13 protein-coding genes are annotated in these 13,824 nt (G+C 60.7%); 11 read left to right on the forward strand and 2 right to left on the reverse strand.

The window, feature by feature from the left end; translation table 11 throughout:
* Together AC1MFL_RS05155 and AC1MFL_RS05160 are read right to left on the reverse strand one after the other, a co-directional pair.
* A complete protein-coding gene (locus AC1MFL_RS05155) occupies positions 1-912 on the reverse strand; it encodes an HpcH/HpaI aldolase/citrate lyase family protein (RefSeq protein ID WP_479813780.1) in 912 nt (303 codons plus the stop codon).
* Positions 909-1,682 carry an IclR family transcriptional regulator gene (locus tag AC1MFL_RS05160; protein ID WP_479813781.1) on the reverse strand — a complete coding sequence of 258 codons (774 nt, stop codon included), beginning with the start codon at positions 1,680-1,682 and terminating at the stop codon, positions 909-911. The genes AC1MFL_RS05155 and AC1MFL_RS05160 overlap by 4 nt, the downstream gene beginning before the upstream one ends.
* A gap of 231 nt (positions 1,683-1,913) precedes the next feature.
* On the opposite strand from AC1MFL_RS05160, the gene AC1MFL_RS05165 reads away from it, so the two are divergent.
* The 11 genes from AC1MFL_RS05165 to AC1MFL_RS05215 all read left to right on the forward strand — a co-directional run bounded on the left by AC1MFL_RS05165 (position 1,914) and on the right by AC1MFL_RS05215 (position 13,782).
* Positions 1,914-3,155, forward strand: a complete 1,242-nt coding sequence (locus tag AC1MFL_RS05165) for an ABC transporter substrate-binding protein (protein ID WP_479813783.1) — start codon at positions 1,914-1,916, stop codon at positions 3,153-3,155.
* Between the two features lie 18 nt (positions 3,156-3,173).
* Positions 3,174-4,184, forward strand: coding sequence for a branched-chain amino acid ABC transporter permease (locus tag AC1MFL_RS05170; RefSeq protein WP_479813785.1), 1,011 nt, complete (start codon positions 3,174-3,176; stop codon positions 4,182-4,184).
* 14 nt (positions 4,185-4,198) lie between these two features.
* Entirely contained in the window at positions 4,199-5,230 is a 1,032-nt protein-coding gene (locus AC1MFL_RS05175; RefSeq protein WP_479813786.1) for a branched-chain amino acid ABC transporter permease, read from the forward strand.
* A complete protein-coding gene (locus AC1MFL_RS05180) occupies positions 5,227-5,943 on the forward strand; it encodes an ABC transporter ATP-binding protein (protein ID WP_479813788.1) in 717 nt (238 codons plus the stop codon). The genes AC1MFL_RS05175 and AC1MFL_RS05180 overlap by 4 nt, the downstream gene beginning before the upstream one ends.
* Entirely contained in the window at positions 5,943-6,647 is a 705-nt protein-coding gene (locus AC1MFL_RS05185; protein WP_479813790.1) for an ABC transporter ATP-binding protein, read from the forward strand. The genes AC1MFL_RS05180 and AC1MFL_RS05185 overlap by 1 nt, the downstream gene beginning before the upstream one ends.
* Before the next feature lie 30 nt (positions 6,648-6,677).
* A complete protein-coding gene (locus tag AC1MFL_RS05190) occupies positions 6,678-7,355 on the forward strand; it encodes an aspartate/glutamate racemase family protein (protein WP_479813792.1) in 678 nt (225 codons plus the stop codon).
* Positions 7,352-8,740 (forward strand): MmgE/PrpD family protein, encoded by a 1,389-nt coding sequence (locus tag AC1MFL_RS05195; RefSeq protein ID WP_479813794.1) that lies wholly within the window; start codon positions 7,352-7,354, stop codon positions 8,738-8,740. Before AC1MFL_RS05190 ends, AC1MFL_RS05195 begins: the two co-directional genes overlap by 4 nt.
* Positions 8,733-10,130: an FAD-dependent oxidoreductase gene (locus AC1MFL_RS05200; protein WP_479813796.1), complete on the forward strand. Its 1,398-nt coding sequence runs from the start codon at positions 8,733-8,735 to the stop codon at positions 10,128-10,130. Before AC1MFL_RS05195 ends, AC1MFL_RS05200 begins: the two co-directional genes overlap by 8 nt.
* Before the next feature lie 180 nt (positions 10,131-10,310).
* A complete protein-coding gene (locus AC1MFL_RS05205) occupies positions 10,311-11,510 on the forward strand; it encodes a CaiB/BaiF CoA transferase family protein (RefSeq protein WP_479813798.1) in 1,200 nt (399 codons plus the stop codon).
* Positions 11,507-12,319 carry a cyclase family protein gene (locus tag AC1MFL_RS05210; RefSeq protein ID WP_479813800.1) on the forward strand — a complete coding sequence of 271 codons (813 nt, stop codon included), beginning with the start codon at positions 11,507-11,509 and terminating at the stop codon, positions 12,317-12,319. Before AC1MFL_RS05205 ends, AC1MFL_RS05210 begins: the two co-directional genes overlap by 4 nt.
* Entirely contained in the window at positions 12,316-13,782 is a 1,467-nt protein-coding gene (locus AC1MFL_RS05215) for an MmgE/PrpD family protein (RefSeq protein WP_479813802.1), read from the forward strand. The genes AC1MFL_RS05210 and AC1MFL_RS05215 overlap by 4 nt, the downstream gene beginning before the upstream one ends.
* Positions 13,783-13,824: the final 42 nt, after the last annotated feature.

Consider the following 13,824-nt stretch of genomic DNA (forward strand, 5'->3'; position numbering starts at 1 on the left):
TCAGAAGGTAACAGTGCTCCGGCTAAGCGTCTCCAGGGCTCCCCTGACGATGGCGGCGTCGATCATTCGACCGTCTCTGTCCAGCGCAACGCTACCGCCGGAATTCTCATAGCGAGCGACGATATCCCGGGCCGCCGCGACGGCATCTTCCCCGGGGGTGAAGACGTCATGGATGAGTGATAGTTGTGATGGATGCACCGCAGTGCGAGACCGGAAACCCAAGTCGTGCATTTTGTGGCTGCTTTCCATGAATTCGTCGAGTTCACGTATAGCCGTCGAGGTGGGTGCCACCGGAGGGAGCAATCCAGCTGCAGCGCAAGAAATCACGACCCGGGATCGGATCGCGTCCAGCGCGGGCTCGCTTCTGTGGCCGCGCTTCATCCGTAGGTCCGCCATTAGATCGACTTCCCCCACCGCAAAAGTTAGAACCCGCTCAAGGTGCGCCATGTGATCCAACTGCTGCAGCGCTCCAGCACCTTCGATGAGGCCGATAATGCCAACGGAGGCCTCCGGGAGGCGCCGTTCCCGTTCTAGCTTCGACAGGCATTTCGCCGCCGCCGTCAGCGCGGCCACCGACGATTTCGCTAGGAAGATCCCGGAAAGCCCTGGTCGGACAGCGGCGTCCAGATCAGCTTCAATGTTCTCGGCGCTGATTCGAACCCATTTCTGTTGGCTGCTGGCTGAGGTTCGTGAATCGCCTCGTTCCGGAAGCTGTTCAAGCCATTTGCTGGTTGCCACCCGTGCCGCGTCTTTCCTGGCGAGAGGCACGGCATCTTCCAGATCGACAATCAGCGCATCGGCCGGCCCCGCCGCTGCCTTCGCAATCTTTCCAGGGCTGTCCCCGGGAACATAGAGAAAGGAACGGGGAAGAACGGACGGACGGCAGTCCCTCGGCGCCTTACTCACGCTCACTGCCCGAGGAGTTCGGTGATGTTTCGCGCCGCCGCAACGACTCGGGCCGCATGCCCTCGTGAATCGTCGAGGCTGAAACGGAATACGGGTCCGCACAAACTGATTGAACCGAGCACGTTGCCGGATTTGTCGAAGAACGGGGCGGCTATCGAGGCAGCCCCAATGTTGCGTTCATTTAGGGACATGGCGTACCCATCTTCTCTGATTTGAGTGAGACCTTCGCGGTAGTCAGCCTCGGAAAAAGCAGCGTCTTGCAGGCTCCGCTGTTCAACGGCTTCCTGCAGGTAGGCAGTCGGCAAGAACGCGAGGATGGCCCGGCTGGACGCCCCGGAGTGAAGCGGATATGGAACTCCGATTTCAACGACCATTTTGATTTCTTGGGAGCTTTCGTACTGATCGAGATAGACGCGGGCATGGCTGGCCAGTACGGACAGCGTGGAGGTTTCCCTGGTCTCATCGCGAAGTGCGCGTAGAACAGGAGCAGCCAGGGACCGGAAATCGAATTGGCTCCATGCCCTGTTTCCCATCCCGATTGCGGCAGGGCCCAGCACATATCCGGAGGACTGTCCGGTTGCCTGGAGGATGCCTCTTGAGCTCAAGGACTGGAGTATGCGGTGCACAACGGCCTTGCTGATGTTTAGGGTTCTGGCGATTTCCGACACGCCGAGTGCACCTTCGGCTCGGCTGAAGAGCAGGAGGACGTCGGCGACGCGATCAGCTGCCTCCGTGCCTCCATTACTGGAACTTGATTCAACAACGGGCTGCTGCATGCGATCCCCTTTCCTGTGGGTAGCCTATCGGGAAATACCGCTCAGCGGAATGGTCCTAACGCTGAATTTATCTTGACAAGGCCTAGCAATCCGGACTTTTAACCTGCACAATGAGTGAGTCCAAGCTCACATCCCAGTCGCATGATCCGCTGAGCGGAACAACCCGCTGGGCGTCGTCCCAGGAGTCTCGATAGGTACGGGACGAACAATGAAAGGTTGCACCGAGGAACCATGAATAAAAAAATCCTTACTGCAGTATTGGCGATCAGCGCCATCGGCCTGTCCGCCTGTGGCGGCACGAGCGGCGGCAGCAGCTCGGCAACAAAAGGCACCGGCGACACCATCACCATCGGGTCGGTCCATCCCCTCAGTGGCGGACTCGCCGGAGTGGGCGGAATGATGAACGACGGCGCAAAGCTCGCGGTCGAAGATATCAACTCTGCGGGCGGCATCAAATCCATGAACGGCGCCCAGTTGAAGCTCAGTGAGGGCGACAGCCAGGGCAAAGCCGACATTGGACAGAGCGAAGCTCAGCGACTCGTGGCTGGCGGTGCGGTAGCACTCGTGGGCACATACCAGTCTGACGTCACTCAGAACGTGGCTTCGGTTGCTGAGCGCTCGAAGGTCCCGTTCGTAATCGATGTAGCGGTTGACGACAAGATTCTTGCCCAAGGGTACAAGAACACTTTCAGGCTCCAGCCCGATGCAAGCAGCATGGGTACCTCCGGCGCCAAATCGCTCGTTGAAATGGGCAAGCAGTCGGGCTCAGCGGTGAAAACCGTGTCCTATATCCACATCGAGGGCGCGTTTGGGAGCAGCGTCTTCAACGCATTCAAAACCGAGGCTGAGGCTCAGGGCATCACAGTTGCCAAGGAAGTCACCTACGCGGGAACCAATTTCTCCGATGCCACCACCCAAGTGACAGAGGCACTTTCGGCTAAGCCCGATGTCATCGTTGTGACCGGCTATTACCCCGACAACTTGCTGGTGGCTAAGGCCATCGGTGCTTTGGCTCCCAATATCAAAGCAGTCATGGGCATCGCCAGCGGGGCATTTGATGACAACTCCTTTCCGGCGGCTGCAGGCGCCGCGTCGTCCAATATCCTAAGTGCGAACTACCACTACGGAGCCGCTAACGAACGGGCTGCGGATGTGCGAAAGCGGTTCCAGGCCAAATATGGCAAGTCGATGGAAACAGCGTCCATGCTCTCCTACCAGGCGGTAGAAGTCATCGCTGCCGGGCTTGAAAAGAGTGGCTCCAGCGATCCGAAGAAGCTGCGGGATTCCATCTCCAGCAACAGTGTCAAGGACTCTCTACTCGCATTTGACGGACCCATCGAATTCGACGAACGGGGCCAGAACAAGAACGCCACCGTCATCGTCATGCAGGTCCTGGATGGAAAGGTCGAACAGGTCTTTCCAAAGAAATTCGCCACAAAGGACCTTGTCTTCCCCATCGCTGCCGCAAAATAGTCAGGAGTCGACGACACAATGACGACGACCGATACGCTCCCAGAAGCCACGCAGCAGGTGCGGCGCGGAAACCCGTTTTCCTCTGAAGATTCCCGGATTTCGTTCGGCGCGGCCGCAGCCGTGCTCACCGCCCTAGCGATCATTTACATAGCGGGCGGCAAAGACGGCGCCCTCGTTACCCAATATGTGGTCACCGGGCTGCTCATGGGCGGCGTGTACGCCTTGGTCTCGCTGGGACTGACCTTGATATTTGGTGTGCTGGGCATCGTGAACTTCGCCCAGGGTGCCATGCTCACGATGTCGATGTATCTGGTGTATTTCATGGTGTCGTCATGGGGGATCAATCTGTACGCAGCCGTCCTGCTGACAGTCCCCGTCATGTTTGGGTTCGGCTGGGCCATCCAGTCCGTACTGCTAAATCGGCTGGCCGCCGACACCGGACATGAACGGCCGTTGCTCGTCACCCTCGGGCTGTCTCTCCTGATCGGCAATGTGCTGCTGATGATGTTCGGCGGCCGGCCGCAAAGTCTCACCGCCCCGGTAGAGGGTTCCATCCAAATATTCGGCGCAATTGCCGATCTTCCGCGAATCATTGCTTTTGCCGGCGCCGTGCTGGTAGCCGCGGCGCTGACGCTGGTGCTGAAGAAGTCCCCCATGGGACTTGCTATCCGCGCTGTCGCTTCCAACGGCACCGGCGCAGCCCTTGTGGGTGTCAACGTGCGCAAGATCTACGCAGTGACCTTTGGACTGGGCGCAGCCTCTGTGGCCGTAGCAGGGGGCCTCCTTACGCCGTTCACCAGCCTGGTTCCATCCGCTGGGGAACAGTTCACGACGCTAGCCTTCGTCATCGTGGTGCTTGGTGGACTGGGCAGTATCCGGGGGGCCTTCATCGGCGGGGTGTTCATCGGCCTGCTGCAGACGGTCGGTTCGTTGTACTTGCCGGGAAGCGGCTCATTGCTTCTGGTCTTCGGCATGTTCGTCCTCATCCTCTTCCTCAGGCCTCAAGGACTTTTCGGAGCAAAACAATGACAATGACGCAGAGAATGAAAACCGATCCGCTGGCGGGGGCTAAGAGCAGGCTGCCTGCCGGCGGGTCGGCCAGGCAGTACGCGATCCTTATTGCCGGGACGGCAGTACTCTTCTTCCTACCATTCGTGCTGCCGGAGTCGGCCCACCCGGTCGCCGTTCGGACACTCATTTACGCACTCATGGCTGTGGGCTGGAACCTGATGAGTGGCTACGGGGGCATGTTCAGTTTCGGCCACGCTGCCTTCTTCGGCGTGGGCGCCTACACTGACGCGTTTCTGCTGACCTCGTTCGGCGTCTCGCCGTGGATTGCAATGATCGTCGGGGCGCTGCTCTCGGCCACGGTCGGGCTCCTAATCGCATACCTGTGCCTGAGGTACAAACTGGCCGGCTCCTATTTTGCCTTGGCTACTTTCGCTTTCGCGCAGATGTTCCTGCTCCTGACTCAGAACCTCGAGTTCCTGCACAAGACGGAAGGCCTGAATGTTCCACTTCTGCCCGAAGAGTCATGGTCAATGTTGCAGTTCGACCAGGACAGCAACAATTACTACTGGATTCCGCTGGGGCTGTTAGCCATGGCGGTGGCTGCAACCATTTTCTTCGTCCATTCCCGGGCGGGCCAGTTCGCCCAGGCCATCCGCGATGATGCAACGGCCGCGGAATCACTTGGGATAAAAGTCATGAAATACCGGCTGATCACCGTCGCGATGAGCTGTGCAATCACCTCGGTAGCGGGCTCCTTCTATACGCAGTATTACCTGTTCGTAGGGCCGGACCAGGCCTTCGGAATGCATGTTTCGGTCGACGCGATCATCCCCGCCGTGATCGGTGGAGTCGGCACCATCTGGGGCCCGCTGATCGGTGCCGCCGTGGTGGGTCCGTTGTCCGAACTGGTTACCGGCCTCCTTCGCAATCCCCCGCCCTTCCTGGAGTTCCTGCAGGGAACCAGCGGTCTGGACGTCGCAGTCTATGCGGCGCTGTTGATCGTGATCGTCACGTTTCTGCCCAAGGGAATCTACGGAACCATCCGCGAAAGGCTCCGCAAATGAGCCTCCTGCAAATTGAGGGACTGTCCAAGTCGTTCGGCGGCCTCGCCGCGCTGCACGAGGTTGGAATCCACATCCCGGAAAAGGAATTCTTCGGAATCATCGGCCCGAACGGCGCGGGAAAAACAACCCTGTTCTCTGTGCTGGCCGGCCAGATCCGCCCGACTTCGGGGAAAGTCACTTTTGACGGGCAGGACATCACCGGCTGGCCGGCAGACAAGGTCGCGTCAGCTGGCCTCGTCCGCACGTTCCAGCTAATGCGCCCCTTCGAAAGTATGACGGTCCTGGAAAACGTGGCCATCGCATCACACAGCAAAATCCGGTCAGTGCATAAAGCCCGTCTTCACGCGGCGGACGTCATCGAAAGAGTCGGCCTGGGATCGTATATGAATTCCATGTCGGGCACGCTGCCCACGGCGGGGCTGAAACGGCTGGAACTGGCAAGGGCATTGGCCCTGGAGCCACGGCTCCTGCTTCTCGATGAGGTGTTGGCGGGGCTCGTGCCCACGGAGCGGGCTCCCATAATCGAACTGCTGCGCACCATTCACGGCGAAGGCGTGACCGTCATGTTTGTCGAGCACATCATGGCCGCGGTGATGGCCTTGTCCGAACGGCTGCTGGTGATGCACGAAGGCAAGCAACTGGCGTTAGGACTGCCTGAGGACGTCATTCAGGATCCCACCGTCATCGACGCCTACCTTGGAGAGGAATACTGATGGTGCTCGAACTGCAGGGAGTCTGCGCCGGCTATCGGAAGCTGGAAATACTTCACGATGTGAACCTTCACGTCGACGACGGCGAGATCGTCTCGATCATTGGTGCCAACGGCGCAGGCAAGACAACGGCGCTGAGGGCCATGGCCGGATTGATCGACGTCTCCAGCGGCCGTGTCCTCTTCGAGGGGGCAGAGGCGCAAAATACCCGGCCCGACCAGATTGTTAAAGCCGGACTGGTCCACGTGGCCCAGGACCGCGCACTGTTCGGGGGTCTCCACGTCATGGAAAACCTGGTCATGGGCGCTTACACCCAGCCGAAGTCAACTATCAACGGCTCTTTGGAGTCGGTGTTCAGCCTGTTTCCCATCCTGGACGAACGCCGGACCCAACGGGCAGACACCATGTCCGGCGGCCAACAGCAGATGCTGGCCATCGGCCGGGCACTGATGGCCCGTCCCCGCTGCCTGACGCTTGATGAACCCTCGATCGGGCTGGCTCCCAAGCTGGTGGCGCAGATGCTGGAAGCCATCAAACGTATTCGAGATTCGGGCGTAACTGTCCTGATTGTGGAACAGAACGCCTCACAGGCACTCGCTATTTCGGACCGCGCATACGTCATGGAAAGCGGCTCCATCGTCTTGGAGGGCACCGGCCAGGAGTTGGCCGACAGCCCGGAGGTCCGGAAAGCCTACCTCGGCATGTAATCCCTTAATCACCGGAACGGAAGAAGAACCATGCGCCTACTTGCAGTAACGCCCATCTGCGTCCCGATCGAGGAGATTGCGCGTCGCCAGGACAGATATGACCGGCTGGTCCCCCCCGGGGTCGAGATCAAACTCGAAAACCTCGGCACCGGTTCGGATATCCCGCGATCACTGGAGTCCCGCGATGACATAGCGGCATCTGAGGCCGCCGTCATTGCAAGACTGGCCGACGCCGGCGATTACCCATTCGACGGATTTCTGCCCGACTGCGTGCTGGATCCCGGGGTGGACACGGGTGCTCTGGACATCAGCAAACCCGTATTCGGCATCCTGAAGATGACAGCGCATTTCTTGGCTGGTCAGGGGGCCAGAGTCGGCGCGGTTGCGCGGAACGTGGCAATCGCCTCCGAACTGGACCGGAAACTTGAGCTCTATGGACTCGGCCTTACCCATGGCGGGACGGCGGTGCTCGGCCTGTCCGTGGAGGACATCGCCAATACCGCACGCTGGAACCACGCAGTATCTGAGCACCTCCGGGGGAGCCGTGTGGACGCCGTGATAAACGGGTGCTCCGCCGTCGACGTCCCGGGGTGGGGAACCGTCGCACTGGTAGATCCCACCGCATTGGCGCTCAAGCTCATTGGAATGGGAGCAGGATTCCGGGCGAACAAACCTGAGGTCATATGGCCTGAGAACTCGTTCAGATGATCATGGTTGAGGCACAAACCACCGCGGTGGATCGCCTGGCCGTCTTCGCGGCGGGCTTGCGGTTCGAGGAGTTGCCGGAGGCCGTTCTGCAGCGGATACCGCTGATGCTGACGGATCTGTTTGGTGTGACGGCCGCCGGAGCCCGTACGTCCGATATGGCCAAACTGTTGGGTCAATGGCCGTGTGACACTGGGGACGCGCCCGTTTTAGGAACGAACCTGACTACGACGCCGGAAACCGCGGCGTATCTCAACGCCATCTCCGCCTGCTGCCTTGAGCTCGACGAGGGAAATAAGCACGCCCGCGGGCATCCCGCTGTTCATGTGGTCTTCGCTGCCGTTGCCGCAACACAGCGTGCCGGGAGACCCGTAAGCGGGCAAGAGTTCCTGACGGCCATCGTGGCCGGCTACGAAGTTGCCGCACGATTCGGCAGAGCAGTAAGACTGGGCCCGGGCTGGCACACGCACGGCCATTGGGGTGCGGCGGGTGCCGCTTGCGCTGCAGCGCTCATCCACGGCTGTTCCGTTGATCAAATTGCCGCGTCCATCGACGCGGCCACGGGACTGATCCATGTGACGCCATGGGACATGGTGCTGGATGGCAACTTCACAAGGAACCTGTGGGCCGCCGGGGCGAACGCTGCCGGCCTCAACGCTGTCCGACTGGCCAGGGCGGGGCTGGTGAGCAACAGCGGCGCAGCAGCCAAAACGCTCGCACAACTCGCGGGAACCTTGGACACCGACCTCCTGACAGAACAACTTGGTGAGTTCTGGCTATCAGCCCACGGATACAGCAAATGGCATGCCTCGTGTTCATACACCCATGCCGCCATCGACATTGTCCAGCGCCTTAAACGCGAACACCCTTTTGATGTCGAGGACATGGCGTCGGTGACGGTACGGACCCATTCCCTGGCGGAACCCCTTTTTGCGGGTACAGCCACAAACCGATTGTCAGCCATGTTCTCCTTTCCCTTCGTAGTGGCCGCCGCATTGGTAAACGATGCCGTATCGCCGGGTGCCATGGACCCTCACAGCGACTCCTTTGAAGCGGCGACGCGGATCCTCCCACGGATCACAACAATGCTGCACCCGGCCTTCGACGCCGCCCTTCCCGCCGAGCGCTGGGCAGAGGTGGAGATTCGATTCAAAGACGGGACGGGGGTCTCCGGTGCCCAGCCCAACCCCAGAGGTGACGCGGACTACTTCCCTTTCCGCCCGGAAGATGTCGAAGCGAAGCTCGTCGCTTTGATCGGCCCCAGCGGATGCAGTCGCATAGTCGAAGTCGTCGCTGAGCTGGCTATAAGCGTTAACACCGAAATCACGCTCCGCAAACTGTCGGGAGCGGCATCCCCTACCGCTGAAATGGAGCCAAATGATGACTGAAATGCAAAATGAGGGACCGGACCTTATCGTCGCCGGCGCGGGCGGAGGACTGGTTGCCGCGCTTCGGGGCGCCCAGTTGGGGTTATCAGTGCTTGTCCTTGAGAGCAACACTCACTTCCGGCGCGGCAATAACACGGCCATGTCCACAGCCATGATCCCGGGCGCCGGCAGCCGCTGGCAAAAGGCTGCCGGGATCGACGACACCCCCGAAGCCTTTCTGGAAGACATCATGGCCAAGAGCCACGGAGAGGCCGACCCTGTGCTGGCTCACGCGCTGGCTCAGGTGAGCCCGGTGCTGGTCGAGTGGCTGGCGGACGATTTGGGCATCCCACTGTCCCTGGTGACGGACTTTTCCTATCCCGGCCACTCCGCCATGCGGTGCCATACGGTTCCGGGACGCATCGGCACTTTCCTGCTGGATGCATTGCTGGACCGCGTGCGCGGGACTGAGCTGATCGATTTGTACCTTCCAGCCCGCCTTGTGGACGTGACCGTATCCGGCAGCGGCGTCAGCAGCGCAATCGTCGAGACGCCGACCGGACTCGAAGAGATTCCGACACGGGCCGTGCTACTCGCCAGCAACGGATTCGGGGCCAACAAGGATCTGGTCAGGCAGCACATTCCGGAGATTTCAGGCGCAAGCTACCACGGAAGCGAGGAGTCCAAGGGCGATGCCCTTCGGATTGGGACGAAGCTGGGAGCGAAAACGGCTTACCTGGATGCCTACCAAGGGCATGCAGCACTTGCCACGCCGTCCGCAACACTCGCCGGGTGGGCGACTGTGATGCACGGAGGCTTCCTGGTAAACAACGCCGGCCTGCGGTACGGCGACGAGACTATGGGGTACTCCGAATATGCGCGTGAGTCACTACTTCACGCCCCAGACGGGGCATGGATCATTCTGGACCAGAGGATTCACGATGCCTGCCTGAGTTTCCAGGATTTCACGGACACTGTTGAATCGGGCGGCGTCAAGTGGGGCGACGGAGTGGATTCACTCGCGCGTGCTACGGGAATCGATCCGGAAGGCCTGGCCTCGACCCTACAGAAAGTACGGGCTTTTGCCGCCGGGAATGGAACGGACACCTTCGGGCGCACCTTTTGGGAAGCCCCACTGTCGGGGCCTCTGGGTGCAGTGGCGGTGCGGCCAGCCCTGTTCCATACCCAGGGCGGACTCTGCGTGGACGCCAGCGCGCGGGTTATCAATGGTGCCGGAGGTGCCATTGACGGCCTCTACGCCTCGGGCGGCGCCGCGATGGGAATTTCGGGCCACGGGGCCAGCGGATACCTAGCAGGAAATGGGCTGCTGCCGGCCCTCGGCCTGTCATATTTGGCAGCAGAACACGCCGCATCCACCCTGCTGGGATGCACCAGCACCAACCCAGCGTGAGAGCGTTCCGCTAGCCGGAACGAATTGCCCATCATGGGGATCTTGAATTTCCCCTTCTGTGGGCATCCTCAGAAAAATCAGTCAAAATATCCCATAAATCCGGGCTTTGGTCTTCTAATTCTCCAGCTTGCTCACTAGGCTGAATTCAGATCATTGTTTCACCTAGCGGAACGAGTAACTTTGAGCGAGCAGACATATCCCCTGCAGGGAGTGCGGGTGCTGGACGTTTCCACGATTCTCGCAGGGCCCCTTTGCTGTCAGATCCTCGGAGATTTCGGGGCGGACGTCATAAAGATCGAACACCCCCAAATGGGCGACAGCATGCGCGGACATGGCGAGAATAAAGATGGCGTCCCGATCTGGTGGAAAGAAGTTTCACGCAACAAACGCACACTGGGCCTAAGTCTGAGCACCGAGCAGGGTGCTCAGGTCTTCAAAAAGCTCGCAGCCTCCGCTGACGTCGTCGTGGAAAACTTCCGCCCGGGAACGCTGGAGCGTTGGGGCCTCGGACCCGAAGTACTTGCCGAGCTCAACCCCGCTCTGGTGCTCGTCCGCCTGACCGGTTTCGGACAGGAAGGCCCGTATTCCTCCCGCCCGGGTTTCGGCACACTCGCTGAGGCCATGAGCGGATTCGCACACCTTACCGGCGAAGCTGACGGTCCGCCCACGCTGCCGGCGTTTGGGCTGGCGGACAGCATCTGCGGTATTGCCGCTTCCTCAGCGGTTCTCATGGCGCTCCGGCACAGGGACAGAACGGGTGAAGGGCAGACCGTTGATCTCAGCATCCTGGAGCCCATGATGACCGCGGTGGGCCCCGGCCCCTCCGTTTACCAGCAGCTGGGCATCATCGGACAGCGCAACGGCAACCGCTCCACAAACAATGCACCCCGCAACACCTATTTGACTAAGGATGATCGCTGGGTGGCTATCTCCACGAGCGCCCAAAGCATCGCTGAACGGGTCATGCGACTCGTCGGACACCCGGAGGTCATTGATGAACCCTGGTTCCAGGCAGGAAGCAGCCGCGTACAGCATGTCGACGAATTGGATGGTCACGTCGGGGCATGGATCCGGGAACGCAGCCGCGACGATGTCCTGGCCGCATTTTCCCAGGCCGGAGCAGCTGTTGCCGCAGTCTATGACGCAAGAGACATCGTCGAGGACCCCCACATCCGCGAGACAAAGATGCTGATCGAGGTTCCCGACCGGGATCTAGGCAACATGCTTCAACACAATGTCATGTGGCGCATGAGCAAGACGCCGGGCAGCATCCGCTTCACCGGCCGCGACTTAGGACAAGATACAGACGCCATCCTCTCCGAGCTGGGCTACAGCAGCGGGGAAATGGCCTCATTCCGAGAAAGCGGTGCCATCAAATGAGTGATGAATTGCTCGAAGCGGTCAAGGCCGGCCTGCAGATGGTTGATCTGGGACGACAGCTCAGCGTGGGTATGCCCCAGTCGCCAAACCATCCCCAGTTTCTGCACACCCTGCCCCGCCGGCACGGGGACATGGTCCGAAGCGACGGCGGCAGCGCTGCAAACGATCTAATCACCACGGGAACTCACGTCGGGACCCATATTGACGCTCTAGCCCACGTGAGCCAGGACGGAAAACTCTTCGGCGGGGCCGATGCTGGGGCCTCATGCCTGGGCGGCAAGTACGTCGAACACGGCGTGCACACGATAGCCCCAATGATCCGGCGAGGAATCCTCCTTGATCCCCCCACACATCTGGGCCTGCCAGACCTTCCAGGCGGGCACGAAATCACCGTGGCCGAACTGCAGGAAACCCTCGAAGGGCAGGGGACGAAAATCCAACCCGGCGATGTCGTTCTCATCAGATCCGGTTGGGGGAAGAAATTCGCCGAAGGTCCCGCATACGTCGGTGGCGCATCTGGCGTGCCTGGGATCAGCCAGGCCGGCGCCGAGTGGCTCGCAGCCCAGCAAGTACATGCCGTTGGCGCAGACACTATCGCTTTCGAATGGCTGGCTCCGGGCGGCGGGCACGCACAGTTGCCGGCCCACCGCGTCTTTCTGGTGGAAAACGGGATCTACATTATTGAAGCGCTGGACCTTGAGGAGCTGGCTGAGAGAAAGATGTACGAATTCACCTTCGTCTTAGTGCCCCTGAATATCTTCGGCGCCACGGGATCCCCGGTGCGGCCTCTGGCGTTGGTGTCAGCATGAATGCCTCCCCGATAACCCCCGTCGCACCGGTCCAGACACTCGCCCAGCAACTGGCCACCTTCGCTGCAGCCGTCCGTTATGAGGATCTGCCGGACGACGTAGTAAACAGTGTCAAGTCCAGGGTCCTGGACATCCTCGGCATCTGCGCCGCGGCCGCGCCCCTGGAAACCAGCCGGGCTGTCCGGCTCTGGGCGCAAGACCAGGGCGGCAAGCCGCAGTCCTCCGCTGCGGGAATGGCCGGCAGGCTCCCTGGAGCCCAGGCCGCCTTTGTCAACGGCGTCTTAGCCCATTCGCTGGACTACGACGACACACACCTGCCATCCGTCCTGCACCCCAGCGCGAGTGTCATTCCCGCCGTGATGGCCGCCGCGCAGGCCAAAGGCGCCAACGGTCAGGAAATGATACGCGCCATAGCGATCGGCCTCGAAGTTTGCGTCCGCCTGGGCATGGCTGGTTATGACAGCGAGAAGCAGAACTCCCTCTTTTTCGAACACGGCCAGCACGCGACCTCAATCTGCGGTGCCATGGGCGCCGCCGCGGGGGTGGCTGCGCTGTATGGTGACGAAACGCTGATCTGCAATGCCCTGGGGGTTGCCGCTTCCATGGCCTCCGGCATCATCGAATCCAACCGGACCGGCGGCACCGTAAAAAGAATCCACTGCGGATGGGCGGCGCACTCCGCCGTGAATGCCGTCGACCTCGTCCGTTATGGACTCACTGGGCCGCCCACTGTTCTGGAAGGGCGATTCGGATTTTTCCAGGCGTGGCTTCACGGTGAATTCCATCCGGAGGCCATCACCGATGGCCTGGGCGAGCGGTGGTCCATTCAGGAAATATTCTTCAAGCCATATCCTGCCAACCACTTCACTCATGCCGCGGTGGATGCCGCTTCCGCATTGCGCCGGGCGGGTGTGAAACCGGAGGACATCGAGTCCGCCGTGCTCGGCGTGCCCGCACCTAACTTGCGCACCATCGGCGAACCGATTGATATCAAGCGCAGCCCTGAGACGGGGTACATGGCGCAGTTCTCGGGCCCGTATGCGGTGGCCGCCGGCCTCATTGGCGGCGGCGGCCTCGAGGTGGGACTGGACGACTACACCGACGAGCTCGCCAAGGACCCATACCGGCGAGCCCTCATGGCCAAGGTGGAAGTGGTCCCGGACGAAGAATGCACCGCGATCTTTCCCATGCAGTTTCCGGCGGTGCTTACTGTCGTGCTAGTTGACGGTCGGACACTCGTGGAAAAGGTCCTGACGAACAGAGGTGGACCTCAGCGGCCGTTGAGTTTTGACGAACTGACCCGCAAATTTAGGGACAACGCACAACGAACCATGGACGAAGCAGGGATGGACAGGCTGGAAAATGCTTGCCGCACCCTGGAAACCTGCCGGGATATCGGCAGTATCTTCACGCACTTGTCCGAAATCGATCCGCTCATCAGTGTGCAGGCAAGCAGCAACTAACTCCCCATTAAGCGTCTGGGCAGGGGCATCCCCCGTGCCCGC

The sequence above is a fragment of the Arthrobacter sp. BG3 genome, assembly GCF_056680185.1.